Source organism: Streptomyces sp. NPDC004788 (assembly GCF_053601115.1).
The window spans coordinates 66,835-93,071 of record NZ_JBSGBF010000016.1; the positions used below are offsets into that span (position 1 = coordinate 66,835).

Consider the following 26,237-nt stretch of genomic DNA (forward strand, 5'->3'; position numbering starts at 1 on the left):
ATGAGAGTCATACTGGTTCATTCCAGTCAGCGGCCTCAATTGCTCGTTGCCGCCCGCGCACGCGCCAGGAAGAATTGGGATTCCACCCCGCACGGCTCGTACGCGGTCCTCCTGGACCGTGCCGTTGTGCACCCTCGTCCCACCCTGCCCGCGGAGCGGGCGCGTATCCGAAGGGAGGATCGTGACCCTCGGATTCGCTCCGTCCTCGACCGTACCGGCCGCCCCGTCGTCCGGGTCGGCCAGCCGCCTCGCCCGGATACTCGAACCGGCCGAGTGGGCGGCCGCGGGGATCCCGCTGCTGCGCAGTCCGCGTGAGGTCGTCAGCGGCCTGCATTCCCGTCACATGCCCACGCCGTCGACGGCGGTCGTCGCCGTGCTCGACCACGAGGAACGGCTCGCCGCCAGCGCCTCGTTCACCCGCCGCACCGCGCCCGCGGACGGCTGGGAGTTCCGCAACGCGCTCCTCGCGCACCTGCGCCGGGTCATCCCGCACGATCTGCGGCGGCGCGCTCCGGTGCGCACGGCGGTGCTGCTCTACTGCCGGGACGGCGACGAGCGCTGGACGGAGGAGGACGGGGCCTGGATGTGGGGGCTGCGGGACGCCTGCACGCTCCACGGGCTGCGCTGCGGTGCGTACATCACGCTGACCCGTGGCGGCTGGCAGGTGCTCGGCGACGGCCGTGGCGGACGTCGTCCCGGCTCCGACTCGCAGCCGGCGCCCCTGGGCGAGGACTCCGCCCTCGACCAGCTGGTGCCGCGCATCGCGAGCGGCGCTCCCGAGCCACTGCGCCGCGCCGCCGCCCGCTGAGCGAGCGGCCCCGGTGCCGGCCCGGCCCGGCCGCGCCGGCGCCGTGCGCCACGCCCGGTGGCGTACCGCCGTCGTGTCCTGCTCTACCGCCGTGGTGTCCTGCTCTACCGCCAGGCGCGCGGCCCCGGATGTCCGCCCGGCCGCCCGAGGGCGGCCGGGGTGCGGACGGTGGAGGTCAGACGCCGGCGCCGAGGGCGGCGCTGACGCGCTGCGGGTCGCCGCAGACGATCAGCAGGGCGGACGCCCGCTTCATCGCCTCGGGCAGCCGAAGCGCGATGTCCTCGTCGGAGCCGCCGTTGACGGCGACGACCACCACGGGCCGGGCAGCGGCCCGGGCCACGGCGGCCGCGTCCGCGAAGAACACGTCCTCGCGGGCGTCCTGCTGCGCCCAGTAGGCGGCCTCGCCGAAGGACAGCTCGTGCGCCGCCCACGGGTGCTGCTCGCCGGTGGTGAGCACCAGCACGTCGCCGGGGGCGCGGCCGCTGTCGAGCAGCAGGTCCACCGCCTCCTCGGCGGCGTCGACGGCACCGTCGGCGGGAGCCGGGATCAGCTGGATCTGCGGTCCGGACGCACGATCGGAACGATTCTCCGCGTGGGTGGACGGGCGCGGTGCCGGCGGCGGCGCGGGCCGGGCCGGACCGGGGCCGGGACGCCCGGGTCGCGGCGAGGCCGCGGAACGCGGGCCGGGTACGGGTCGAGGGGTCGGCACGGGGCGGCCGGCGGCCGCGGTCGCGCGGGGACCCTGGGCACTCTCGTGAATCTGAGGCTCCTCGGGGATGAGAGGCATGGGTTGATGTCTATCAAACGCCGTCGCGCGAGGCTCCGGCGGGTGGGCGCACAGGCACGCCCCGGCCGTTGGACGGTGCCTGCGGAAGCCTCCCTCACGGGTTGCCCCATGGGTCGTCCGCCGCAGGATCCGGGCCCAGAGGCCGGAAGTTCAGGGTTCGGCCGTGGTCGGCCGCACGTCAGAAGTCGAAGCCGAGTTGGCCCCCGCTCTCCAGTGCGGCCGCCTCGGCGGAGAGGCGCACCTTCTTGAGGTGGCACCATCGGGGCATGGCGTCGAGGTACGACCAGGAGAGCCGGTGGTACGGGGTGGGCCCCAGCTCTTCCAGCGCCGCCTTGTGGACCGGCGAAGGGTAGCCCGCGTTGGCCGCGAAGGCGTAGGCGGAGTACTCCTCCGCCTCGGCCTCCAGCTCGGCCATCATCAGGTCGCGCCGGACCTTGGCGAGCACGGAGGCGGCGGCGACGGCGACGCAGGACTGGTCACCCTTGATCACCGTACGGACCTGCCAGGGGCTGCCCAGGTAGTCGTGCTTGCCGTCCAGGATCACGGCGTCGGGGCGGACCGGCAGGCCCTCCAGGGCGCGGACGGCGGCCAGCCGGAGGGCGGCGGTCATGCCGAGGTCGTCGATCTCCGCGGGCGAGGCGTCACCCAGCGCGTACGCCGTGACCCACCCCTCGAGTTCCACGGCGAGCGCGGTGCGGCGCTTGGGGGTGAGCAGCTTGGAGTCGGTGAGCCCGGCGGGCGGGCGGCGCAGGCCGGTGACGGCGGCGCACACCGTGACGGGACCGGCCCAGGCCCCTCGCCCGACCTCGTCGACCCCGGCGACGATCTTGGCGCCGGTGGTGGCCCGGATCGATCGTTCGACGCTGTGGGTGGGTGGTTCGTACGGCATGGCGCCTAAAGATTACGCCGATGGATACCGCCCTGGGTACCCGGTTTCCCCTTGGCCGCCCACGCCCGGCCGAAACCAGCCTCCGACCCCGGCTCCGTCGCGCGCCCGCGGCCACCCGCACGACGAGCGGAACGACGGGCGGGACAAGGAGGCGGGGCTACGGGCGGGGCTACGGGCGGGACAAGGAGGGGGCGACGGGCGGGACAACGGGCGGGACAAAGAGGGGCGACGGGCGGGGCATGGGCTAGGCGGCCCGCAGCAGCGGCATCATGACCAGGTCGATCAGCCCGGCGAGCTCGCTCTCCGTCCATTCGCTGCCGCACACCTTCGAGCGGTACATCATCATCGCCGGGACCACGTCGTAGACCATCTCGTCGGCCGCGTCGGCGCGCACCTCGCCGCGCGCGATCCCGCGCTGCACCACCTCACGCAGCAGCCGCTGCGAGGGCGCGACGACCCGGTCGACGATCAGCTCGTGGAAGCGCTCGGCGGCGGCTTCGTTGTCGCATTCGTGAAGCACGGCGCGCAGCGCGATGCCGGGCTTCGAGTACATCGCGGCCCGCACCCGGCGGCACAGCCGGAGGAGGTCCTCGCGGACGCTGCCGTGGTCCGGCGCCTCGCCGAACGGGGGGAGTCCGGTCCTGAGCGCGTCGGCGACGAGTTCCTCCTTCGAGGACCACCGGCGGTACACGGCGGCCTTGCCGGTCTGGGCACCTGCCGCGACACCCTCCATCGTCAGCGCATTCCAGCCGACCGCACCGAGCTGGTCCAGGGTCGCGTCGAGAATGGCACGTTCCAGTACCGGGCCGCGTCGGCGGGGCGCCGGACCGCCGCCGGACGGGGCGGCGGCCGTCCCGGAGGGCGAAGTAGCCATGGATGCCTCTCTCTTGAGTCTCCGTCGAGACGAATCGGTTCTCTTCACGACACCCCCCAGTGAACGCTTGCGTTCCTTAGCGGGCTCTCACTACCGTGGAAAACAGTGAACGGATGCGTTCACTGCATTCTTCCGTGGGGGACACATCGTGCCAACGACTCCACACGCCGCCCGCCGCCCGAACCGGCCGTCCGGAATCGCCCTCGCCGTCATCGCCGCCTGCCAGTTGATGGTCATCCTGGACGCGACGATCGTGAACATCGCGCTGCCGCACATCCAGGACGCCCTCTCCTTCTCCACCACCGGCCTGTCATGGGTGCTCAGTGCCTACACCCTCACCTTCGGCGGTCTGCTGCTGCTCGGCGGCCGGGCCGGCGACATCCTGGGCCGACGGCGGGTGTTCCTGACCGGCATCCTCGTCTTCACCCTCGCCTCGCTGCTCGGCGGTTTCGCGCAGGAGCCGTGGCAGCTCCTCGCCGCCCGCGCGCTCCAGGGCGCAGGCGGCGCCATCGCCTCGCCGACCGCGCTCGCGCTGATCACCACGACGTTCCCCGAAGGGCCGCAGCGGAACCGGGCGTTCGGCGTCTTCGCGGCCGTCTCGGCCGGCGGCGGCGCGATCGGCATGCTGGCCGGCGGGATGCTCACCGAGTGGCTCGACTGGCGCTCGGTGCTGTTCGTGAACGTCCCGATCGGTCTGGCCATCGCCATTCTGACACCGCGCTTCATCGACGAGTCCGAGCGGCAGCCGGGCCGCTTCGACCTGGCCGGCGCGCTGACCTCCACCCTCGGCATGTCCGCGCTCGTCTACGGCTTCATCCGCGCCTCCGAGGAGAGCTGGACGGACGGGCTCGCCCTCGGGGCGTTCGTCGCGGCCGCGCTGCTGCTCGCCGCCTTCGTCGTCGTGGAGTCACGGGCGCGCGAACCCATCACACCGCTGCGGATGTTCGCCGACCGCAACCGTTCGGGCACCTACGTGTTCATGCTCAGCCTGGCGGCCGCCATGCTCGGCATGTTCTTCTTCATCGTCCTGTTCGTGCAGAACGTGCTCGGCTTCGGCCCGATCCGGGCCGGCCTCGCCTTCCTGCCGGTCACCGCCGCCATCGGCGTCACGTCCGGGCTAGCCCAGCGGCTCCTGCCGGTGTTCGGCCCCAAGCCGTGCATGCTGACGGGCGCGGCGCTCACCGGCACCGGTCTGTTCTGGCTGACCTTGATCACCCCGGACAGCTCCTACCTCGGCGGGGTCCTCGGGCCGATGGTCACCTTCGGCTTCGGCATGGGCCTCAACTTCGTCACCGTCACGCTGACCGCCGTCTCCGGCATCGCCCCGCACGAGGCCGGCGCGGCCTCCGGACTGCTCAACGCCACCCAGCAGGTGGGCGGTTCGCTCGGCCTGTCGATCCTGGTCACGGTCTACGGCACCGCCAGCCGGGACGAGGGGACGCGACAGATGCCGGACTTCCTCGCCCGGGCGACCCCCGGGCAGAAGGCCGCGTTCGCCAAGGAGAAGCAGCTGCCCGCGCCGTGGTCGCACGACGTGCTGACGGCCGGCATCACCAGCGCGTTCACCGCCGCCGTCGTGATGGCGCTCGTCGCCCTCGCCACGGCCGCGGTCGTGATCCGGGTGCGCAGGAGCGACCTGACGGCCCTCAGCGGTGCGGCGGAGGCGGCGGGACCGGCCGTCTGACCCGGTGGGCGTGCGCTCCTCCCGTACGGGAGGGGCGCACGCCCACCGACACGTGGGGCCGGTGACGGGTACGGGTCAGGCCGCGTACGAGTGCGGGTACGGGTACGAGTCAGGCCGCGTACGGGTACGGGTCAGGTCGCGTACGGGTGCAGGTACGGGTCGGAGCACGTACGGGTACGGGTGCAGGTCAGGGTGCGTACGGGTCGTACTCGCCCTCCCGCGAGGGTTCGTCGCACGGCACGCCACTGCGGCCCGAGCCGCGTGCGGCCAGGATGTCCCGGGCCCGGGTCTCGGCCAGGCTGGTGCTGTACCAGGTGTCGTCGTCCTCCCTGAGCCGTTCCTCGATGTGCCACAGGGCGCAGGAGCGCAGGTCACCGGGGAGCCGGTCGAGGGCGGGCACCGCGTCGGCCGAGAGCCCGGAGAGGTAGTCGACGTCGATCTTGTGGAGCCGTACGTAGCGGTCGACGTTCTGCTGGGCGATGAGGGCGTCCGGCTGGATCAGGCCGAAGACGAGGACGAATCCGGCGGCGCTGGCGGCGAGGGCGCGGGGCAGTAGTCGTGCGCCCCAGATCCCGGCGGCCATGATCAGCACGATGGCGACGCCCAGCCAGATCTCCATCGTGACGACGGAGATCCGCAGCCGGGTGAGCCCGTACGCGTCCACGTACAGGTCCATCCTGCGCAGCGCCGAGGCGACGACGACCAGGGTCAGCACGCACAGGGTGCCCAGCACGGCGCGGACGAGCCGCCGGTCGCGGGCGCCGCCGCGGGGCGCCCAGCGCAGGGCGAGGCCGATCACGACGAGGGTGAGGAGGGTGGCCATGAGGAGCTGCCAGAAGCCCTGGCGGGCGTACTCGGCGTAGCTGAGGCCGGTCTCGCGCAGCACCTTGTCGTAGCCGCCGAAGAGCACGGTGAGCTGAATGGTGTTGAAGGCGGCGAAGAGCAGGTTGAGCACGACGAGCGGCAGCGCCCACTCCATCCGGCCGCGGGCCTTGCCCGCGCCGAAGGTCAGCCGGTCCCAGCGCAGCGGGGCCGCGGCGGTACGGGCGACGGCGGCGGCGCCGAAGAGGCCGAGCAGGAAGCAGAGCGCCCGCCAGGGCGCCTGGGCGAGCGAGACGTCCGGTATGAGCGAGCCGAGCAGGTCGGAGAAGGCGGCGTCCGCGCCGGCGAACAGCGCGCCGAACACGACGAGCAGGCCGACCGCGATGAGGATCGTACGCAGCACGGGCCACCAGCGGCCCTGCGAGGCGTCCGCGCGCTCGCGCACCCCGCGTCCGGCCCAGACCACACCCGTGACCATGGAGTCGAACAGGCCGAGCGGCGCGAACAGCATGCTCGGCCAGCCGCGGCCGCCGTGCAGGGCGTAGCCGGTGAGCCCCAGGCCCGCGACGACCGCCAGGAAGGTCGGCCAGCCCGCGTCGCTCACGACCGGCACGGCCAGCAGGGCCGCGCCGCCGACGGCCCAGACCACGGTCCACGGCCGCAGCCGGCGGCCCGCGGCGCGGGCGGCGAGCGCCCCGGCGACGGTCGCGGGCACGGCTATGAGCAGCAGGTTCGCCCCCGCTCCCGAACCCAGCAGCAGCGAGGCGAGCAGGGCCGTGACCGCGATCGCCCCGAGCGTCGCCGCGGTCGGCCGCGCCGGCTCCGGCGGGCGCAACTTGCTCGGCGCGGGCTTTCTCGGCGCCGCCCACGCCGGATGCGGCGGGTACCCCCGCGCCGCCGCCCAGGGCGGCGGCGGTGGCGCGAACCCCGGCGCGGCGTACGCGGGCGCGGGAGCGCCTGGTGCGGCGGGCGTGACTGGCAAGGCTGGCGTGGCTGGCGTGGCTGGCGTGGCTGGCTTGGCTGGCGCGCCGAACGCGGCCGGCGCAGCCGACCCGGCCGGCGCAGCCGCTGCGGCTGTCGCGGCTGATGCCGCTGGCGCACCCGGTGCGGCCTGCCCCGCCGGTGCACCCAAACCCGCCGACGCAGTCGGCGCGCCCGGTGCAGCCGGGCCGGCCGGCGTGGTCGGCGTGCCCGGCGCCGCTGGTCCCGCCGAGCCCGGCTGCCCCGCCGCCCCGTCGTTCACTGGCTGCGTGCTGTCCTGGGGCTGTTCGGCGGATGGTGTGTCGGTCACGGGACCCCCTCCCGACCCGGGTGCGTCCGGCCCCCAGGGCCTCACGGCTTCGGGGCGGTCCCGGGTGTCTCGTCGACACGCTGATGCCATGATCAGCGTTGCGGAATGGCCGACTCTAATTGCGCTTCGCCGCGCTGAACCGTCCCGTCCGCGGCTGTGGCAGGACCGTGACACACCACGCCGACCACGCCGACTACGAGCGGGCTCCCGTGGGCACCCAGCCGGGCAGTTCTTCGGTCTGGTCGAGCCAGGCGGCCGGCGGCGTGCCGGTCGGGCTCGCGGCGACGACGCCGCCGGCGATGGCGCAGGTGGTGTCGACGTCGCCGCCGACCTCCGCGGTGGTCCAGAACATCCGCTCGAAGTCGCCGAGCGCCCGCGCCGCCGACCAGAGCGCGAACGGCACGGTGTCGTGGGCGCTGGTGCGCCGGCCGCTGCCGAGGACGGCCGCGACCGTCGCCGCGTCGCCGTAGTCGAGCATGTCGCGGGCCCGGCGGAGCCCGGCACCGACCGCGCTGCGCGGGACGAGCGCGATGACGCCGTCGAGCAGCGCCTCCGGCGTGGGCGGACCCGCGGGGTCCGCCGCGAGCGCCGCCGCGGCGGCGACGGCCATCGCGCCGACCACGGCCTCGCGGTGCTGGTGGGTGGTGTACGCGGAGATCTCGGCCTGGTGGGTGGCCTGTTCCGGGTCGTCGGCGTACCAGGCGCCGAGCGGGGCGATCCGCATGGCGGCGCCGTTGCCCCACGAGCCCTGCCCGTTGAAGAGCGCGGCGGCGAGCTGCCGCCAGTCGTCTCCCTCGCGGATCAGCCGGAGCATGCGGTTGACGGCGGGGCCGTAGCCGCGGTCGAAGTCGTGGTGGTGGGCGAAGGACTGGGCGAGCGCGTCCTGGTCGATGCGGCCGTGGGCGACCAGTACGGCCAGGACGGAACAGGCCATCTCCGTGTCGTCGGTCCACTGCCAGGGACCGGCCGGCGGCTCGTGCCGCTTCAGCAGGGGGTAGTTGCCGGGTACGAAATACTGGGAGCCCAGGGCGTCTCCCACGGACAGCCCGCGCAGGCTGGCCAGGGCGCGGTCGAAGCGCCGGTCGAGAGAGAGGTCAGCGGTCATCGCCCTCCCACTCTATCCGGTGGGGCCGTACGGTTCCGGGGTGCGCCAGCGCGCGAAGGGCCGGTCGAGGCGGTACTTGCCGTCCTCGCCGAGCAGCAGCATCCGCGTCTCGGCGTTGTCCGGGTTGGAGAGCGACTCGAACTCGGCGACCGTCCAGTGGAACCACCGCATGCAGAACAGGCGCATGGTCAGCCCGTGGGTGACGAGCAGGACGTTCGGCGGGTGGTCGGGCGCCTCGAAGCTGCGGTAGAGGCTCTCCAGGAAGGCGCCGACCCGGTCGTAGACGTCGGCGCCCGACTCGCCCTGGGCGAAGCGGTAGAAGAAGTGCCCGTAGGCGTCCCGGTACGCCTTCTGGAGCCGCACGTCCTCCCGCTCCTGCCAGTTTCCCCAGTCCTGCTCGCGCAGCCGGGGCTCCTCCCTGACCCGGACCTGTCGCGGGTCGAGCCGGAAGGCCCGCAGCGTCTCGTGGGTGCGCCGGTACGGCGAGACGTAGACACTGACCCGCTCCTCGCCGAAGAGCTCCCGCAGCCGCTCCCCCGTCGCCTCCGCCTGCCGCCACCCGGTGTCGGTCAGCCGGAGCGCGTGGTCGGGCTCCCGCTCGTACACGGTGTCGTCGACATTGCCCACGGACTCTCCGTGCCGTGCGAGGACGATGCGCCGCGGTCGTGCCATGCCCACGACCCTAGACGGCCGCCCGTCGGCCGTCGCGTCGAGCGGCGGCGGGTCGGCACCCCGGCCCGGCCCGCCGTGGACCGGTGCGGGGTCGGCACCTGCTCCCGGCCCGCCCCGGAGCCGTACGCGGTCGCCACCCCCTCCCGGCCCGCCCCGGACCCGTACACGGTCGCCACCACGTCCCGGCCCGCCCCGAAGCCGTACGCGGTCGACACCTGCTCCCGGCCCACCCCGGGCCCGTACACGGTCGCCACCACGTCCCGGCCCGCCCCGAACCCGTACCCCCTCACACCGTCCACGTCGGTTCGAGCTGCACCACGTCGCCCGTCATCGCCGCCACGTCGGCCATCGTCTGCGCCCGCAGGGCCAGCCGTTCGATCCGCTCGACGCGGTACTTCCCGTGCTCGGCGGCCGAGTTCCACATCGACAGGACCATGAACTCGTGGCCCGGCGCCTCACCGAAGAGCCCGCGCAGCATGCCCGGAGACCCGGCCATCGCCGGGTTCCAGACCTTCTCCTGCATCAGGGCGAAGTGCTCCGCCCGCTCCTCGTGCACCCGGCAGTGGGCGACCCGGGCCACGTCGGCGTCGGCGAACCGGGGCTCGAAGCCGGTCTTCACGTCGAAGCGGTGGTCGAACAGCTTGACCTGCGGATTGCGGTACGTGCCGACCTGTGCGGCGGCCAGCCGGTCGTGCGAGCGCGCCATGAAGGAGTCGTAGAACGCCCTGCTCTCCCAGAACGCGAAGACGTGGGCGACGTCCGGCCGCCGCCGGCTCCACCCACCGCCCTGCCCCCGGAACCCCGGCTCCCCGAGCAGCCCCGCCCACTTCCGCTGCCCCCGCTCGAACCCTCGACGGTCCACCACGGTGCAGCGAATCCACTTGACCAGCACCGCGCCATGGTACGGGGCGGAGCGACGCGCCGTCAGACCTCCGCCGGGTGCACCCGGAGCAGTCCGGCGGCCTCCTCGTCGTCCAGTTCGATTCCGAAGACGTCGGTGAGGGTCGCGACCAACTCCTCGCGCCCCACCTTCCGTTCCTCGCTGGAACCGTCCGCCCGCACCACGGTCAGGGTGTCGCGGAGCAGCGAGCTGCCCACGGCGGGGCCGGGCTGCTGGGCCACGACCTGGCCGACGAACCGTGAGCGGGGGTGGCTGGAGCTGTAGTGGTTCATCAGCTCGAAGTCCACGGGGTACAGGGGCTGCGGGGCGAACGAGTACAGCTGGGTCCACCCCTCCGGGCGAAGCGAGCGCAGTGCGTGGACGCCGTCCGCGTCCACGCCGATGCCGAAGGTCCAGTCGTCCTGCTCGACCCGCACTCCGTCGGCCAGCGGCACCGGTTCGAGGAGTCCCTGGTAGCCGAACCCCACGTCGGCCAGCCACGGCCGGCCCTCCACCGTGACGACCAGCACGGCGTGGGTGATCGGCCTGATCTCGTCCCCTCGGCGGACCCGGGCGCCGCGCCCCGTGACCTGGAAGCCGATCCGCTCCAGGGCGGCGGCGAGCAGGCTGTTCTGCTCGTAGCAGTAGCCGCCGCGCCGCCGGCCGACGAGCTTGGCCTGGAGGCTCTTGGGCTCCAGGGAGATCCGGCGACCGAGTGCCACGTCCAGGTTCTCGAACGGGATGGCCGCCACGTGTGCGCGGTGCACGGCGCGCAGGGTCGCGAGATCGGGCGCGACCTCCCCCGAGTGTCCGATCCGCGCCAGATATGCGTCCAGATCCAGCTCTTCCGCGCCCCACATGCGACGGTCCCCCTCTTCAGATGACATCTTGATCACATGACACCATGAACACCCCGTCAGGAACCGTCCACAGAGAGGGGGTTCGCGATGAGCGGACTCAACAAGGGGGTCGGCAAGGTCGAGGTGTCGCTCAAGTGGGACCCCAGCCCGGCAGGCAGCCCCGCGCACGACCTGGACCTCGTCGCGGGCGTCTATCCGGCGAACGGCCCGTACGGTGCACCGGACTATCTCGTGCACTTCGACAACCGCTCGCCCGACGGCACCATCACCCTCCAGCGCGACAGCCGTACGGGCCAGGGCCTCGGCTTCGACGAGGCGATGACCCTGGAGCTCACCCGGCTGGCGCCCCGGTACGCGCGCGTGGTGGTGGGCGTGGCGATACAGCAAGGCGGCGGGCGGATCGTCTTCGGCCAGGTCGGCGGGACCGGCGTCCGGGTGCGCGAGGGCTACACCGACCTGCTGGTCGACGACTTCGCCTCGGTGGCGCAGGCGACGGCCGCGACCGTCGTGGAGTTCGTCCGCGACGACGCCGGCGACTGGAGCTGGCGGCCCCTCCCCCGCGGTTTCGACACCGACCCGCGCTCCTTCGGCGCCACGATGGGCGCCGCGTAACAGGACGCACACCGGACCGAAGGCAGCGAGGAGGGGGGCGGCGCCCCGGGCGGGGGCCGCCGCAACATCAGCCTTCAGTCGGCATTCAGCCTTCAGTGGCTCAGCTGCAACCGCTGGTCGAGCCGCAGCCCTCGCAGATGTAGCAGGAGCCGGCGCGCTGCATCTTCGTGCCGCAGGAGAAGCACAGCGGGGCGTCGGCGCTGACACCGAGCTGCATCTCGACGAGCTCGGCGTTGGTGTGCGCCTGCTTCGCGACGGGCTTCGCCTCCTCGGCCTCGACCTTGGGCGCGGCGACGGCCTTCAGCTCCTGGGCGCGCGGGGCGGACTGGGCCAGGCCCTCGACGTCGACCTCGTCGTCCGACGGCTCGTACGAACCGGTCTCCAGGTGGCGCTGGCGCTCCTCGGCGGAGTGGATGCCGAGCGCGGAGCGGGTCTCGAAGGGCAGGAAGTCGAGCGCCAGGCGGCGGAAGATGTAGTCGACGATCGACTGTGCCATCCGCACGTCCGGGTCGTCCGTCATGCCGGCCGGCTCGAAGCGCATGTTGGTGAACTTCGAGACGTACGTCTCCAGCGGCACGCCGTACTGCAGACCGACGGAGACCGCGATGGAGAAGGCGTCCATCATGCCGGCGAGGGTCGAGCCCTGCTTGGACATCTTGAGGAAGACCTCGCCGAGACCGTCGTCCGGGTAGGAGTTGGCGGTCATGTAGCCCTCGGCACCGCCGACCGTGAAGGAGGTGGTGATCCCCGGGCGGCCCTTCGGGAGGCGCTTGCGGACCGGGCGGTACTCGATGACCTTCTCGACGGCCTCGCGGATCGTCGCCTCGGACTTCGCGGTGACCTCGGCCTTCTCCTCCTCCTTCTTCTTGGCGGAGAGCGGCTGGCCGACCTTGCAGTTGTCGCGGTAGATCGCGAGCGCCTTGACGCCGAGCTTCCAGGCCTCGAAGTAGATCTCCTCGACCTCCTCGACGGTCGCCGTCTCCGGCATGTTGACCGTCTTGGAGATGGCGCCGGAGATCCACGGCTGGATCGCGGCCATCATGCGGACGTGGCCCATCGGGGAGATGGAGCGCTCGCCCATCGCGCAGTCGAAGACCTCGTAGTGCTCGGTCTTCAGGCCGGGGGCGTCGATGACGTTCCCGTGCTCGGAGATGTGCGCGACGATCGCCTCGATCTGCTCCTCCTGGTAGCCCAGGCGGCGCAGGGCCTGCGGGACGGTGCCGTTGACGATCTGCATCGAGCCGCCGCCGACGAGCTTCTTGAACTTGACCAGGGCCAGGTCCGGCTCGACACCGGTGGTGTCGCAGGACATCGCCAGACCGATGGTGCCGGTCGGGGCGAGGACGGACGCCTGGGAGTTGCGGAAGCCGTTCTTCTCGCCGAGGCGCAGGACGTCCTGCCAGGCCTCGGTGGCCGCTGCCCACACCGGGGTGTCGAGGTCGTCCATGCGGACGGCGGCGGCGTTGGCGTCGGCGTGCTGCTTCATGACGCGCTGGTGCGGCTCGGCGTTGCGGGCGTAGCCGTCGTACGGGCCGACGACGCCGGCCAGCTCGGCGGAGCGCTTGTACGCGGTGCCGGTCATCAGCGAGGTGATGGACGCGGCGAGCGCGCGGCCGCCGTCGGAGTCGTACGCGTGGCCGGTGGCCATCAGCAGGGCGCCGAGGTTGGCGTAGCCGATGCCCAGCTGGCGGAAGGCGCGGGTGTTCTCGCCGATCTTCTGGGTCGGGAAGTCGGCGAAGCAGATGGAGATGTCCATCGCGGTGATGACGAGCTCGACGACCTTGGCGAAGCGCTCGACGTCGAAGGACTGGTTGCCCTTGCCGTCGTCCGAGAGGAACTTCATCAGGTTCAGCGAGGCGAGGTTGCAGGACGTGTTGTCCAGGTGCATGTACTCGCTGCACGGGTTGGACGCGGTGATGCGGCCGGACTCGGGGCAGGTGTGCCAGTGGTTGATCACACCGTCGTACTGGATGCCCGGGTCGGCGCAGGCCCACGCGGCCTCGGCCAGCTTGCGGAAGAGCGCCTTGGCGTCGACCTTCTCGATGACCTCGCCGGTCATGCGGGCGCGCAGGCCGAACTCGATGCCGTTCTCGACGGCGGTCATGAACTCGTCGTTCACGCGGACCGAGTTGTTGGCGTTCTGGTACTGGACGGACGTGATGTCGTCGCCGCCCAGGTCCATGTCGAAGCCCGCGTCGCGCAGGGCGCGGATCTTCTCCTCCTCCTTCACCTTGGTGGCGATGAAGTCCTCGACGTCCGGGTGGTCCACGTCGAGCACGACCATCTTGGCCGCGCGGCGGGTGGCGCCGCCCGACTTGATCGTGCCGGCGGAGGCGTCGGCGCCGCGCATGAAGGAGACCGGGCCGGAGGCGTTGCCGCCGGAGGAGAGGAGCTCCTTGGAGGAGCGGATACGGGAGAGGTTCAGGCCGGCGCCGGAGCCGCCCTTGAAGATCATGCCCTCTTCCTTGTACCAGTCGAGGATCGACTCCATGGAGTCGTCGACGGACAGGATGAAGCAGGCGGAGACCTGCTGGGGCTGCGGGGTGCCGACGTTGAACCAGACCGGCGAGTTGAAGCTGAAGATCTGGTGCAGGAGGGCGTACGTCAGCTCGTGCTCGAAGATCTCGGCGTCCGCGGGCGACGCGAAGTAGCCGTAGTCCTCGCCGGCCTTCGTGTACGTCTTCACGATGCGGTCGATCAGCTGCTTGAGACCGGTCTCGCGCTGCGGGGTGCCGACGGCCCCGCGGAAGTACTTGCTGGTGACGATGTTGACCGCGTTCACCGACCAGAAGTCGGGGAACTCGACGCCGCGCTGCTCGAAGTTGATCGAGCCGTCGCGCCAGTTGGTCATGACGACGTCACGGCGCTCCCAGGCCACCTCGTCGTACGGATGCACGCCGGGGGTGGTGTGGATGCGCTCGATACGCAGGCCCTTGCTCGCCGCCTTGGCTCCCTTGGCGCGGGAACCACGTGCCGGACCGCTCGCCGTCTCTGTCATGCCGCCTCCCATATACGGGCAAAACACCGTGGAGCTCCTGGAAAATTCCAGGGCTCTGGTTTCTGTACTGCTGTCAGTTACTGCTGTTGCCACGAACGCCTCGCGAGACCGCGGGGCCGCTCGGGGCAGGTCTTGTGCCGGCCGTACGACGGCCGGTCGCCGGACCGTGACCGGTCCGGACCGCCGGTCAGTCGGCGGCGGTGGCGGGGACGGGGACCTCGGGGGTCGCTCCGGTCCCGCCGCCGGCGGGAGGCCGCTCGCGGAGCTCCGCGATGGCGGCCTCGAAGTCTTCGAGGCTGTCGAAAGCCTTGTAAACGGATGCGAAACGCAGGTACGCGACGAGGTCGAGCTCCTGCAGCGGGCCGAGGATGGCCAGACCCACGTCGTGGGTGGTCAGCTCGGCGCTCCCGGTGGCGCGCACCGCCTCCTCGACCCGCTGGCCGAGCTTGGCGAGGGCGTCCTCGGTGACGGGCCGTCCCTGGCACGCCTTGCGCACGCCGGAGATGACCTTGGTACGGCTGAAGGGCTCGGTGACTCCGGACCGCTTCACCACCATGAGCGAGCACGTCTCGACCGTCGTGAAACGACGGGAGCAGTCGGGGCACTGGCGGCGGCGTCGGATCGACGTCCCGTCGTCGGTGGTGCGACTGTCGACGACACGGCTGTCGGGGTGCCTGCAGAAGGGGCAGTGCATGGTGTTCCGACCCTCCCTCATGGCACGACTGAATAGCCCCGGCGGGGCCGTCAAGGCCCCTCGAAGCGACCACCAGCATAGGCGATACGAGGACCCCCGGCAGACCAAGGACCACTACTTATGGGTGGCTGATGCCATCCAACCACTAGATCTTGGGGGTGGCGGCATTTCGGGGCCCTGCGCGTGTCGCGCTTCCGGCCGGCCGGGAAGCCGGCCACAAAGGTACGGGAAGGGCGCGGCGGCGCCGACGCCGGGGTCGCCGGTGCGACACTGGAGGGGCGGCCGGGCCCGCTCGGAGCCGACGCCGAAGACTACCGTAATGACCGTTTTGCGACAGAGGTCGGCCGGGGCTCCACGGCGGCCGGGGCGGACCCATACACCTACGCACGCGCACACGTAAGGCGAACTGCGAATTTTCACTCGAACGTGTGTTTGGCGCAACCTTTCGAAAGCTACTACCGTTGTGCCAGCCAGGGAGACCATTCGAGAGGGGCCGCCGACGTGACCACCACCGCAGACAGTGCCACCATCACCGCCCAGGACCGCTCCCAGGGCCGATTCGAGCCGGTGCACGCGATGAACGACACCGTCATGAACGGGGAGGGGGAGCCCGGCCGGCCCGCGCGCTCCCTCCCCGGACGACCTCCTGGCATCAGGGCCGACAGTTCCGGCCTCACCGACCGCCAGCGCCGGGTGATCGAGGTCATCCGCGACTCCGTGCAGCGCCGTGGGTACCCGCCGTCGATGCGCGAGATCGGCCAGGCCGTCGGCCTCTCCAGCACCTCCTCCGTGGCACACCAGCTGATGGCCCTCGAGCGCAAGGGCTTCCTCCGTCGCGACCCGCACCGGCCCAGGGCGTACGAGGTGCGCGGCTCCGACCAGCCCAGCACCCAGCCGACCGACACCACCGGCAAGCCCGCCGCCTCCTACGTCCCCCTGGTGGGCCGGATCGCGGCCGGTGGGCCCATCCTGGCCGAGGAGTCGGTCGAGGACGTCTTCCCGCTCCCCCGGCAGCTGGTCGGTGACGGCGAGCTGTTCGTCCTCAAGGTGGTCGGCGACTCCATGATCGAGGCCGCCATCTGCGACGGCGACTGGGTCACGGTCCGCCGCCAGCCCGTCGCCGAGAACGGTGACATCGTCGCCGCGATGCTCGACGGCGAGGCCACGGTGAAGCGCTTCAAGCGCGAGGACGGCCACGTCTGGCTGCTTCCGCACAACGCGGCGTACCAGCCGATCCCCGGCGACGAGGCCACCATCCTCGGCAAGGTCGTCGCCGTGCTGCGACGCGTGTGACGCCGCCTCGCCGGCCCTGAACCGGGCCCCGGGACCCCCTGCGCCGGTCCCGGGGCCCTGCTGTGTCTCCAGGACCCCGGACCGACCGCCCACGCCTGCGCCGGACCGCTTACGCCTCCGCCGCCCTGGCCGCCGCGTCGATGGCGGCCAGGGACTTCCGTACCTGGTTGCGGTCCGTCGTGTACCAGAAGTCCGGCAGCGAAGCCTTCAGATAGCTGCCGTACCGGGCCGTGGCCAGCCGCGGGTCGAGCACCGCGACCACACCCCGGTCGCCCGTGGCCCGGACGAGACGGCCGGCGCCCTGTGCCATCAGCAGCGCCGCGTGCGTCGCCGCCACCGCCATGAAGCCGTTGCCGCCGGCCTCCTCGACGGCCTTCTGCCGGGCGCTCATCAGCGGGTCGTCCGGACGCGGGAACGGGATCTTGTCCATCACGACGAGCTGGCAGCTCGGCCCCGGCACGTCCACGCCCTGCCAGAGGGAGAGCGTGCCGAAGAGGCAGGTCTTCGGGTCGGCGGCGAAGTTCTTGATCAGCTCGCCGAGGGTGTCCTCGCCCTGGAGCAGGATCGGCAGCTCGGGGATCCGGCTCCGCAGCTCCTCGGCCGCCTGCTGGGCGGCCCGCATCGAGGAGAAGAGACCGAGCGTGCGGCCGCCGGCCGCCTGCATCAGCTCGGTCAGCTCGTCCAGCATGTCGCCGCGCTCGCCGTCCCGGGCGGGCCGGTTCAGGTGCTTCGCGACGTAGAGGATGCCCTGCTTCGGATAGTCGAAGGGCGAGCCGACGTCGATGCCCTTCCACACGGGCAGGTCGTCGCCCTGGGTGCCCTCCGGCGCCAGGCCGAGCGAGGCGCCCACGCCGTTGAAGTCGCCGCCCAGCTTCAGGGTGGCGGAGGTCAGCACCACCGAGCGGTCCGCGAACAGCTTCTCCCGCAGCAGCCCCGAGACGCTCATCGGCGCGACCCGCAGCGAGGCCCCGAAGCGGTCGTGCCGCTCGTACCAGACGACGTCCCACTCCGAGCCCTGGGTGATCCGCTCCGCGACCCCGTGCACCGTCTCCACGGAGGCCAGGGCCTGCTTGCGCACGGCGTCCTCGTCCTGCACCGAGCGGTCCCGCGTGGAGCCGAGCGCGGTGATCACCGCGCGGGAGGCGTCGCGCAGGGCCATCAGCGCGTAGCCGAGGTCCTCGGGGATCTCCTCCAGACGGCCCGGCAGGGCCAGCTCCATCAGCTTCTCGAAGCCCTCGGCCGCGGTCTGCAGCTGGTCGGCCACCTTCTCGTCGACCAGCTTCGCCGCGCGCCGCACCGCCCGGTTGACCTGGCCCGGGGTGAGCTCGCCGGTGGCGACGCCGGTGACCCGGGAGACCAGCTCATGGGCCTCGTCGACGATCAGCACCTCGTGCTGCGGGAGCACCGGCGCGCCCTCGATCGCGTCGATGGCGAGCAGGGCGTGGTTGGTGACGACGACCTCGGCGAGCTTGGCGCGCTCCCGGGCCGCCTCGGCGAAGCACTCCGCCCCGTACGCGCACTTGCTCGCGCCCAGGCACTCGCGCGAGGAGACCGACACCTGGGCCCAGGCCCGGTCGGAGACGCCCGGCGTGAGGTCGTCGCGGTCGCCGGTCTCCGTCTCGTCGGACCAGTCCCGCAGCCGCAGCAGGTCCTGGCCGAGCTTGCTGGTGGGGGCCGCCGCCTCGAAGGGGTCGAAGAGGCCGTCCTCCTCGTCCTGCGGCACGCCCTCGTGGAGCCGGTGCAGGCACAGATAGTTCGACCGGCCCTTGAGCATGGCGAACTCGGGACGGCGGCGCAGCTGCGGGTGGAGCGATTCGACCGTCCGCGGCAGGTCGCGCTCGACGAGCTGGCGCTGGAGCGCCAGCGTCGCCGTCGCCACCACCACTCTCTCCCCGTGCGCCAGGGCGGGCACGAGATAGCCGAGGGACTTTCCGGTGCCGGTGCCGGCCTGGACGAGCAGGTGCGAACCGTCGTCGATGGCCTCGGCCACTGCCTCGGCCATGGTGACCTGGCCGGGGCGCTCCACACCGCCGACGGCGGAGACGGCAGCGTGGAGGAGATCGGGGAGGGATGGCTTCGTCATAGCCCTCCCAGCCTACGGGTCGGCACTGACAGCCGGAGCCGTCCCGGCCGTCCGCGAACGATCACCGGGGCGGGTCAGGCGAGCGGGTTCGGTACCGTCCCGTGGACGGCCGCGTGGGGCCGCTGGGGGCGGTCGCGGTATCCGTCCAGGTGGAGCCGGTTGCGGTTGAGACAGAGGCGCTCGATGCGCGGTACGAGCAGGTCGAACAGCTCGAAGCGTTCCTTCAGCTCCGGGAAGCGTGCCTGGTGGCGGAGGATCTCGGCGCGCACCAGGGTCCAGAACTCCTCCTCGGGGACGTCCAGTTGCTCCTCACACAGTGGGGCGAGGTAGCGGAAGACGCCCACGAACAGACCCGAATGGATGAACTGGGTGAGGAAGTCGGGCTCCTCCGTGAGGAGCACGGCCCGCACCTCGTCCGGCATGGTGGCGTGCTCGGGCAGCGGTACGGCGCTGGTGTTCACGTCGTCCACGAAGTCCTTGATCGCCAGGCGGACGGGCACGTCCTGGTCGTCGTAGACGACGATGGCGTTCTCGCCGTGCGGGGAGAACACCGTGCCGTACTGGTAGAGGAAGTGCAGCAGCGGCGGCAGCAGGGCGGCGAAGAGGCGCTGCAGCCAGGCCCTCGGGGTGAGCCCGGAGCGCTCGACGAGCTCGGCGACGAAGGCCCGGCCGGCGGGATCGGTGTGCAGCAGAGAGGCGAGGGTGCGGGCGCGTTCGCCCGGGGGCAGCCGCAGCGGCTCGCGCCAGATCGCGCCGAGGAGCTCCTTGTACTGGTACGGGACTTCCGGCAGCCGGTCGTACAGCGGGTGCTCGACGGTGACGGAGGCGACCTCGCCGAGCAGGATCACGCCGCACTCGTCGCGCAGGAAGGGATCGGCGTCGCGCAGCCCGTGCACCCAGGCGGTGACGGCGGGCGCGGCGAGGGTGCGCTGGGTGGGAAGACCGCGCCACACCAGGGTGTTGAGGACGGAGAGGGGGAGCTTGACGGTGTGCCGGTCGGGGCGGCTGGTGTTGAGGAAGGTGCGGACGGACTGCTGCGGCAGCCGCAGGTCGCTGTCCGCGGGGAGCGGGACGATCGTCCCGGCGGCGACGGCGGGGGCGTAGAGCGGGAGGAGGACCTCGTCCCACTGCCAGGGGTGGACGGGCAGCAGGAGGTAGGCGTCGGGGTCGAGGCCGCGGTCGCGGAGCACGGTGTGGAAGCGCTCGCGGACCTCGGGGTCGAGTTCGCGGGCGTAGAGCTGGTCGGGGGTGGCGAGCCCGGTCACGCCCCGGTAGGCGGCGATGCGGCTGCTGACGGCGATCCACGGCAGCCGGGCGGGGCGGCGGGCCTCGGGTGCCCAGCGGGCTGCGTCAGTGGCGGAGAACCCGATCCGGCCCTTGTTGAGGACGAGCCAGGGGTGGCCGGTCTGGTGGCCTTCGAGCTCGGCGTAGCCGAGTTCGGCGAGGCGGGCGGCGGGCAGGGCGGTCTCGTCCAGGCGGGCGTCGGCGGCGAGGGTGGTGGTGAGTTCGCGGATGAGGTGGCCGAGGGTGGCGCCGTCGAGGCCGAGCAGCCGGTGGGCGCGGACCAGGAAGTCGAGCGGGTCGGTGGCGGGCCGGCCGTCGAGGGTGAGCGAGCCGGGGTCGACCCGCCAGCTGTCGTAGGCGCCGCGGCGTGCGGTGAAGGCGAGGATGCCGCCGTCGTCGAGGGTGAGCGTGTAGGCGCCGGGACCGCTCTCCGGGGGCGTGGCCGTGGCGTCGGCCGGCCGGGGCCGGACGATCTCCTCGTACGCGAACTCGGCGACGGCCTTGGCGAGCAGCCGGGCGCCGGCCCGGGTCCAGGCGTCCGGATGGAGCTCGGGCGGACCGTAGAGGGCCGTCGGGGCGGGCGCTGCGGAGTCGAGCGGTGCAGGGGACGTCGACACGGGGACTCCTCGGGGTGGGACCGCTGTGGGTGGGCGGTGGGAGGTGAGGTGTGGGTGTGCAGAGTCGGGGTGGAGCCGGTGGCGCGGAGTCAGGGGCGCGGAGTCACAGCAGGTGGCGCAGGGCACGGTCGCGGACCATGAGCGCGGCTCGCTTGTCGGGCAGGTCGACCTCCGCGGAGAGGCGGAAGCCGGCGCCGAGGAAGGCGGCCACGGACGGGGTGTTGCGCAGGTCGGGTTCGGCGAGGACCCGGGTGCAGCGGGGCCGGTGGTCGAGGATCAGGTCGGCGACGGCGCGCAGCAGGGTCGTGCCGAGGCCGCGGCCGCGGTCAGCGACGCCTCCGACGAGGAGGTGGATGCCGGTGTCGTGCGGGCGGGCCGGGTAGTGCCGGGCGAGCGGGTCGAGGTCGGCGCGGTAGATCTCGAAGTAGCTCATGGGGGTGCCGTCGAGGACGCCGAGGCAGGGCACGCTGCGGCCGTCGCCGTCGAGCTGGGCCCGGATGTGGTCGGCGGTGACGCTGTCGGGGCCTTCGAGTTCCCAGAAGGCGGCGACGGCGGGGTCGTTCATCCAGCGGGCGACGAGCGGCAGGTCGCGGTCGAGCCGGACGGGTTCGAGCCGGAAACGGCCGGCCGGGGTGTCGGCGGGCGCCCATTCGGCGAGCTCGTCGAGGAGGTCGCCGCTGTCGGCGGGGCCGCTCGGGGGCCGCTCACCGGCGGCGAGGAGGGCGAGGAAGTCGGCGGGCAGGTGGAGGTCCAGGGTGTCGTCGGCGGCCAGGTCGGCGCCGGGGCGGGCACCCGTACCGGTGTGCGCGGCGGCGCCGGGGCGGGCACCCGTATCGGTGTGCGTGTCAGCATCGGCACCCGTACCGGTGTGCGCGGCGGCGCCGGGGCGGGCACCCGTATCGGCATGGGTGCCGGCACCGGCGCGGGCACCCGTATCGGCGTAGGTGCCGGCGCCGGGGCGCGCCGGGTGGGCTTCGGTGGGAGGCACGGGGGGTGCGCTCCTCTCGGTGGGTGGACGGGGACAGGGGACGGGGAGTGCGCGGTGGGCGTGGGTTCAGCCGCGCAGGGGGTTGGTGATGGTGACGTACACGGACTGGGTGTCGACCGGGCCGACGAGCTCGTCGAGGCCGTGCAGCCGGGTGAGCAGATTGGCCTTGCAGCGCAGGGTCGTGGCCTCCAGGAGCCGGTGCGGCAGCGGGGAGCCGAGCTCGGTCGCGCCGGTGAGGAAGCTGCGCAGGGCGGCGAGCAGGACGCGCTCGTCGGCGAGCTGCTGGGAGCCGAAGGCGCCGATCAGGCCGAACACGTTGTTGATGCCGAGGTAGTAGGCGAAGCGCTCGTCGGTGACCTGGTCGGAGACGAAGGTGTCGCTGACGGAGCCGATGCCGGGCAGGCGGTTCGCCAGCTCCTCGCGGCGGGACTCGCGGAAGTAGTAGCCCTGGTTGTCGCGGTAGCGGCCGCCGGCGGGCCAGCCGTCGGGGTCGAGCAGCACCAGGGTGTTCTGCTGGTGGGCCTCCAGGGCGATGCCGGCCTGGCCGTCGAGCCACAGGACCGGGCGGACGACCAGGTCGAGGTAGCGCAGGAACCACTCGGCGGCGACGGCCGTGGCGGGGCGGCCGGTGCGGGCGGCGAGCCGCAGCACGATCTCGGCGAGCCGGGAGCGCATCCGGGTCGAGCCGGGCCAGGGGCGCGGGGCGGTGAGCGCGGCGAGGCAGACGGCGTCGTCGCCGGCGGTGAAGGGGTTGTGCCGGATCATGACGTCGAGGCCGGGCACGGGCGCGCCGTCGGGGGTGTCGACGGCGAGCCAGGCGGGGTCGCGGACGATGTCGAAGCCCGGGTGGGCGGCCTGCCACTGGTCGACGAGGCCGGTGCGGAGCAGCCGGTGCACCTCGACACCGCGGTGGAGTTCCTTGCGCAGGTTCTCGCGGCGGGAGTTGGTGATCCGCAGGCCCAGGGAGAGCTTGAGCATGGCCCGGGCACCGGGGCGGTGCACGGTGCGCACGGAGGAGGTCGGGTGCCAGTGGCCGCCGTACGGGCCGAGGTCGTGGAGGAGCCCGGCGTCGAGGAGGGCGGCGACGGCGGGGCGGTGCCGCAGCTCGCGGGCCTGCCAGGGGTGCAGGGGCAGGGCGGCGGTGCCGGCGGGGAGCGCGAGGCCCTCGGCGAGTCCGGCGGTGAGCTGGGCCGCGGCGACGGGGCGGCCCTGTTCGGTCCAGGCCGAGTCGGTGGCGAGGACGGTGGCGTCGACGGCCATCCAGTGCAGCGGGAAGGAGCCGTGCAACTCGGGTGAGTAGAGCCGGGCTTCGGACTCGGAGATGCCCTCGCGGCTCTTGGGGGTGGGGTGCAGGGGGTGGCCGAGCAGCAGGGACTGTTCGGCGGTGAGGAAGAGGTCGGCGTCGGGGCGGGGCCGCGGGTCGCGCCGGCGGGCGGCGATGAAGTCGGCGGTGCGGCGGGCGGAGTCGGCGACCCGGCCGACGAGTTCGGTGCCCTCGGCGCCGCCCGAGCCGCCGGTCTCGCGGCTGAGCAGGGCGGCGAGGGTGACGGCGTCGACCGGCGGGGCGGTGGCCGGGAGCCCTTCGAGGGCGGGGGCGCCGAAGCGGTGCCAGCCGGTGCGGGACCAGTGGCGGACGGGCACGAGGAGGGCGGTGCCGCCGGCGTCGAGCGGGACGCGCAGGGTGGTGCCGTCCGGGGCCGGGAGGTTCTTCTCCCGTACCCAGCAGCGCAGCAGGTTCTCGACGGCGGCGGCGTCGGCGGCGCGCGCCGGGTCCGGGTCGTCCAGCGGGTCGAGGGCGCGGGGCTCGTACTGCCGGGGGACGGTGGGCTCGACGGCGGTTCCGAAGGTCTCGGCGGTGGGGGCGGGGGTGGGGTTCACGGGGGCTTCCTTGGGAGGGGGGAAGGGGCCGGTCGGGGTCCGGGTGGGGGGCCGGGTCGGGGGTTCAGCGGGGCGGCCGGGTGCGGTGGGTCCGTTCGGCGGCGGCCAGGGCGTCGGCGAAGCGGTCGAGGACGGCGGCCGCCTGCTCGTCGGTGAGGGTGAGCGGGGGCAGCAGGCGGACCACCGCGTTGTGCCTGCCGCCGAGTTCGACGATGAGGCCGCGGTCGAGGCACTGGCGCTGGACGGCGGTCGCCAGCTCGGGGTCGGGCGGCGGGGCCGGGTCGCCCTGGCCGGCGCCCTCCGGGTCGACGAGTTCGACGCCGATCATCAGGCCGCGGCCGCGCACGTCGCCGACGCAGGGGTGGGCGGCGGCGAGGTCCTGGAGCCGGCCGAGCATGCGGGCGCCGAGGACGCCGGCCCGCTCGGCGAGCCCGTTCTCCCGTACGTACGCGAGGGTGGCGGCGCCCGCGGCCATGGCGAGCTGGTTGCCGCGGAAGGTGCCGGCGTGGGCGCCGGGCTCCCAGGCGTCGAGTTCGCTGCGGTAGACGACGACGGCGAGCGGCAGGGAGCCGCCGATGGCCTTGGACAGGACCATCACGTCGGGGACGACGCCGCTGTGCTCGACGGCCCAGAAGGCGCCGGTGCGGCCGACGCCGGTCTGCACCTCGTCGGCGATCAGCGGGATGCCGCGGGCCTCGGTGAGCGCGCGCATGCGGCGCAGCCAGCTGTCCGGGGCGGGGATGACGCCGCCTTCGCCCTGGACGGGTTCGAGGATCATCCCGGCGGGGGTGGGGACCCCGCTCTTGGGGTCGTCGAGGACGTCCTCGGTCCAGCGGGCGGCGAGTTCGGCGCCGCGCTCGCCGCCGACGCCGAACGGGCAGCGGTAGTCCCGGGGATAGGGCAGCCGGGCGACGCGGACGTCGCCGGCGCCGCCGGAGGCGTCGAGGGCGCCCGCGGTCATGCCGTGGTAGGCGCCGCTGAAGGCGAGCACGCCGCGGCGGCCGGTCGCGGTGCGGACGAGTTTGAGGGCGGCCTCGACGGCGTCGGTGCCGGCCGGGCCGCAGAACTGGATGCGGGCGTCGTCGGCGAGCTTGCCGGGCAGGGTGGCGAACAGCTCGGTGATGAAGGCGTCCTTGACCGGGGTGGCGAGGTCCAGGACGTGGAGCGGTGCGCCGGAGTCGAGGACCTTGCGGATGGCTTCGAGGACGACGGGGTGGTTGTGTCCGAGCGCCAGGGTGCCGGCGCCGGACAGGCAGTCCAGGTAACGGCGCCCGTCCGCGCCCTCGATGGTGAGTCCCCGGGCCCGGACGGGGACGATCGGCAGCGAGCGCGCGTAGGTGCGCGCGGCGGACTCGCGCTGCGCCTGGCGCCGCAGGATGCCCTCGTGCGCGCCCCCTTCGCCGGCCACGCGGTGCTCCTCACGCCTCCGCGCGCCCGGCGGTACGGCCGGAGCTGGTTCGGTCACGGCCACGGCTCGGTGTCCTCCCGCTGTAACGGTTGCGTTGCACATCGGTACGTTGCAGGCGCGCCCCGACGGGCGTCCTGACGGCTTCCGTTGCGTCCCCCGTACGTACCAACGACGGGGCCTGCCGGGGATCACGGGCGCGGGCCAAGATCCTTGCCGGGTGCGGGATCACGGCATGGCAACGGCCGCCGGGGGACGGGAACCGCGGACCTGGGTCGTACCGTCTCGTCCGGCACCGGCATAGTGGGGGCTTCACATGGCGTGGGCCCCGCGTGCCTCCGCCGTTCACTGATGCACAAGTTGACGTAGTCCCAGGGGGATCACGAGATGCGATCGATTCGTCCGCTGCTGGCAGCGGCTTCCGCCGTCGCGGCGCTGACGCTGACGGCGACTGCCTGCGGCCCGACCGACGACAACGCGGGGGGTGAGCAGCCCAGCGTCTCCGCGACCCCGTCCCCGGACGGCAAGATCCACATTCCGGACGACCTGAAGAAGCGTCTGAAGGAGCACGGGATCGACATGGACAAGTGGCGGGGCGGCGAGTGGAAGAACTGGGACAGGGACAAGTGGCTGCGTGAGGCCAAGGATTACGTCAACCCGATCATCGAGGGCCTCTGGGACAAGGACCGGATGCGGGACGCCCAGCGTCCGGACAAGCCGGTGGACCCGGAGGACATCTCCGGTGACAAGGGCGTGACGGACCCGACGCCGGCTCCGGTGAAGGCGAAGGCCGTGCAGGCGCCGTACCACGAGAACGCGCCCGCCTCCGGCAAGGTCTTCTTCGACAGCCCCGAGGGCTCGATGGTCTGCTCGGCGACGGTCGTCCAGGACCCGGCGCACCCGGGCAAGTCGAACCTGGTCTGGACGGCCGGCCACTGCGTGCACGCCGGCAAGAAGGGCGGCTGGTACCGGAACATCGCCTTCGTCCCCTCGTACAACAACAACGCCAAGTCGACCTCCGCCCTGGAGCAGGCGACCCGTGACGAGATCGCTCCGCTCGGCGTGTGGTGGAGCGACTGGGCGCAGACCTCGCAGCAGTGGATCGACCAGGGCGGCCAGACCGGCGGCCAGGGCGCGCCGTACGACTTCGCGGTGCTGCACGTGACTCCGGAGAAGGGCGGCACGGGCAAGTCCCTGGAGGAGACGGTCGGTTCGGCGCTTCCGGTCGAGTTCAACGCCCCGGCCGTGCCGAAGATCGCGAACATGACGGCGACGGGCTTCCCGGCGGCCAAGCCCTTCGACGGGCAGCTGATGTACCAGTGCACGGACAAGCCGGGCCGGCTGTCGGTGAAGACGGAGCAGCCGACGATGTACCGGATCGGCTGCACCATGACCGGCGGTTCGTCCGGCGGCGGCTGGGTGGCCACGGGCCAGGACGGCAAGCCGGCGCTGGTGTCGAACACCTCGATCGGCCCGGTGACGGCGGGCTGGCTGGCCGGCCCGCGGCTGGGCGCCGAGGCGAAGGCGCTCTACGACGGCATGAGCAAGAAGTACGCGAACCAGTAGGGCCGATGGCCTGCCGGCGACGTGCCGGGCGGGGCACCCCTGCGGAGCCGCGCCCGGTCGTTACCGGCATACTGTGCAACCGCTAGTGACGCGTCCATGGCAATGCACCCGACGGCGGCCCTCCGTGGCGGCCGTGTCCGGGCCGGC

General features: G+C 72.9%; 20 protein-coding genes. 5 read left to right on the plus strand and 15 right to left on the minus strand.

Annotated elements, in window-relative coordinates; genetic code table 11:
• Nucleotides 1-181: 181 nt before the first annotated feature.
• Entirely contained in the window at nt 182-808 is a 627-nt protein-coding gene (locus ACWEJX_RS10410; protein WP_403798805.1) for a hypothetical protein, read from the plus strand.
• A 175-nt stretch (nt 809-983) separates the two neighbouring features.
• On the opposite strand, the gene ACWEJX_RS10415 is transcribed toward ACWEJX_RS10410, so the two are convergent.
• From ACWEJX_RS10415 to ACWEJX_RS10425, 3 genes are all read right to left on the minus strand, one after another.
• Nucleotides 984-1,595, minus strand: a complete 612-nt coding sequence (locus ACWEJX_RS10415) for a hypothetical protein (protein ID WP_451607100.1) — start codon at nt 1,593-1,595, stop codon at nt 984-986.
• A 178-nt stretch (nt 1,596-1,773) separates the two neighbouring features.
• Nucleotides 1,774-2,484 (minus strand): ribonuclease HII, encoded by a 711-nt coding sequence (locus tag ACWEJX_RS10420; RefSeq protein ID WP_451607101.1) that lies wholly within the window; start codon nt 2,482-2,484, stop codon nt 1,774-1,776.
• Nucleotides 2,485-2,728: 244 nt separating this feature from the next.
• Nucleotides 2,729-3,358, minus strand: a complete 630-nt coding sequence (locus tag ACWEJX_RS10425) for a TetR/AcrR family transcriptional regulator (RefSeq protein WP_451607102.1) — start codon at nt 3,356-3,358, stop codon at nt 2,729-2,731.
• A 148-nt stretch (nt 3,359-3,506) separates the two neighbouring features.
• Here ACWEJX_RS10425 and ACWEJX_RS10430 point away from each other — a divergent pair, with 148 nt between their 5' ends.
• On the plus strand, nt 3,507-5,042 hold the full coding sequence (locus ACWEJX_RS10430; RefSeq protein ID WP_451607103.1) for an MFS transporter: 1,536 nt from the start codon (nt 3,507-3,509) through the stop codon (nt 5,040-5,042).
• A gap of 187 nt (nt 5,043-5,229) precedes the next feature.
• Here ACWEJX_RS10430 and ACWEJX_RS10435 read toward each other — a convergent pair whose 3' ends face one another.
• The 5 genes from ACWEJX_RS10435 to ACWEJX_RS10455 form a co-directional block, all read right to left on the minus strand.
• Complete coding sequence (locus ACWEJX_RS10435) at nt 5,230-6,699, minus strand: DUF4153 domain-containing protein (RefSeq protein WP_451607104.1); 1,470 nt, start codon at nt 6,697-6,699, stop codon at nt 5,230-5,232.
• Between the two features lie 649 nt (nt 6,700-7,348).
• Nucleotides 7,349-8,260: an ADP-ribosylglycohydrolase family protein gene (locus tag ACWEJX_RS10440; protein ID WP_451607105.1), complete on the minus strand. Its 912-nt coding sequence runs from the start codon at nt 8,258-8,260 to the stop codon at nt 7,349-7,351.
• A 12-nt stretch (nt 8,261-8,272) separates the two neighbouring features.
• Nucleotides 8,273-8,932 carry a histidine phosphatase family protein gene (locus ACWEJX_RS10445; RefSeq protein ID WP_451607106.1) on the minus strand — a complete coding sequence of 220 codons (660 nt, stop codon included), beginning with the start codon at nt 8,930-8,932 and terminating at the stop codon, nt 8,273-8,275.
• A 286-nt stretch (nt 8,933-9,218) separates the two neighbouring features.
• Nucleotides 9,219-9,824 carry a YdbC family protein gene (locus ACWEJX_RS10450; RefSeq protein WP_451607107.1) on the minus strand — a complete coding sequence of 202 codons (606 nt, stop codon included), beginning with the start codon at nt 9,822-9,824 and terminating at the stop codon, nt 9,219-9,221.
• 32 nt (nt 9,825-9,856) lie between these two features.
• The gene (locus tag ACWEJX_RS10455; RefSeq protein ID WP_451607108.1) at nt 9,857-10,699 is read right to left on the minus strand and encodes an arylamine N-acetyltransferase family protein; all 843 of its coding nucleotides are present in this window, start codon (nt 10,697-10,699) and stop codon (nt 9,857-9,859) included.
• A gap of 60 nt (nt 10,700-10,759) precedes the next feature.
• Between ACWEJX_RS10455 and ACWEJX_RS10460 the strand changes: the two genes are divergently transcribed.
• Nucleotides 10,760-11,284, plus strand: a complete 525-nt coding sequence (locus tag ACWEJX_RS10460) for a TerD family protein (protein ID WP_451607109.1) — start codon at nt 10,760-10,762, stop codon at nt 11,282-11,284.
• A 100-nt stretch (nt 11,285-11,384) separates the two neighbouring features.
• Here the strand turns inward: ACWEJX_RS10460 and ACWEJX_RS10465 are convergent, their stop codons facing one another.
• Together ACWEJX_RS10465 and nrdR are read right to left on the minus strand one after the other, a co-directional pair.
• A complete protein-coding gene (locus ACWEJX_RS10465) occupies nt 11,385-14,282 on the minus strand; it encodes a vitamin B12-dependent ribonucleotide reductase (protein ID WP_451607110.1) in 2,898 nt (965 codons plus the stop codon).
• Between the two features lie 187 nt (nt 14,283-14,469).
• Nucleotides 14,470-14,976: a transcriptional regulator NrdR gene (gene nrdR / locus ACWEJX_RS10470; RefSeq protein WP_451607127.1), complete on the minus strand. Its 507-nt coding sequence runs from the start codon at nt 14,974-14,976 to the stop codon at nt 14,470-14,472.
• A gap of 501 nt (nt 14,977-15,477) precedes the next feature.
• Here nrdR and lexA point away from each other — a divergent pair.
• The gene (lexA, locus tag ACWEJX_RS10475) at nt 15,478-16,269 is read left to right on the plus strand and encodes a transcriptional repressor LexA (protein WP_389207910.1); all 792 of its coding nucleotides are present in this window, start codon (nt 15,478-15,480) and stop codon (nt 16,267-16,269) included.
• A 109-nt stretch (nt 16,270-16,378) separates the two neighbouring features.
• On the opposite strand, the gene ACWEJX_RS10480 is transcribed toward lexA, so the two are convergent.
• The 5 genes from ACWEJX_RS10480 to ACWEJX_RS10500 all read right to left on the minus strand — a co-directional run bounded on the left by ACWEJX_RS10480 (nt 16,379) and on the right by ACWEJX_RS10500 (nt 24,590).
• Complete coding sequence (locus ACWEJX_RS10480) at nt 16,379-18,352, minus strand: ATP-dependent DNA helicase (RefSeq protein ID WP_451607111.1); 1,974 nt, start codon at nt 18,350-18,352, stop codon at nt 16,379-16,381.
• Between the two features lie 74 nt (nt 18,353-18,426).
• Nucleotides 18,427-20,253: an IucA/IucC family protein gene (locus tag ACWEJX_RS10485; protein WP_451607112.1), complete on the minus strand. Its 1,827-nt coding sequence runs from the start codon at nt 20,251-20,253 to the stop codon at nt 18,427-18,429.
• Nucleotides 20,254-20,356: 103 nt separating this feature from the next.
• Nucleotides 20,357-21,241, minus strand: a complete 885-nt coding sequence (locus tag ACWEJX_RS10490) for a GNAT family N-acetyltransferase (RefSeq protein ID WP_451607113.1) — start codon at nt 21,239-21,241, stop codon at nt 20,357-20,359.
• A gap of 66 nt (nt 21,242-21,307) precedes the next feature.
• The gene (locus ACWEJX_RS10495) at nt 21,308-23,119 is read right to left on the minus strand and encodes an IucA/IucC family protein (RefSeq protein WP_451607114.1); all 1,812 of its coding nucleotides are present in this window, start codon (nt 23,117-23,119) and stop codon (nt 21,308-21,310) included.
• Nucleotides 23,120-23,183: 64 nt separating this feature from the next.
• Nucleotides 23,184-24,590, minus strand: a complete 1,407-nt coding sequence (locus ACWEJX_RS10500; protein ID WP_451607115.1) for a diaminobutyrate--2-oxoglutarate transaminase family protein — start codon at nt 24,588-24,590, stop codon at nt 23,184-23,186.
• Nucleotides 24,591-24,911: 321 nt separating this feature from the next.
• Between ACWEJX_RS10500 and ACWEJX_RS10505 the strand changes: the two genes are divergently transcribed.
• Nucleotides 24,912-26,090, plus strand: coding sequence for a trypsin-like serine peptidase (locus ACWEJX_RS10505; protein WP_451607116.1), 1,179 nt, complete (start codon nt 24,912-24,914; stop codon nt 26,088-26,090).
• The last annotated feature ends 147 nt before the right edge of the window (nt 26,091-26,237 follow it).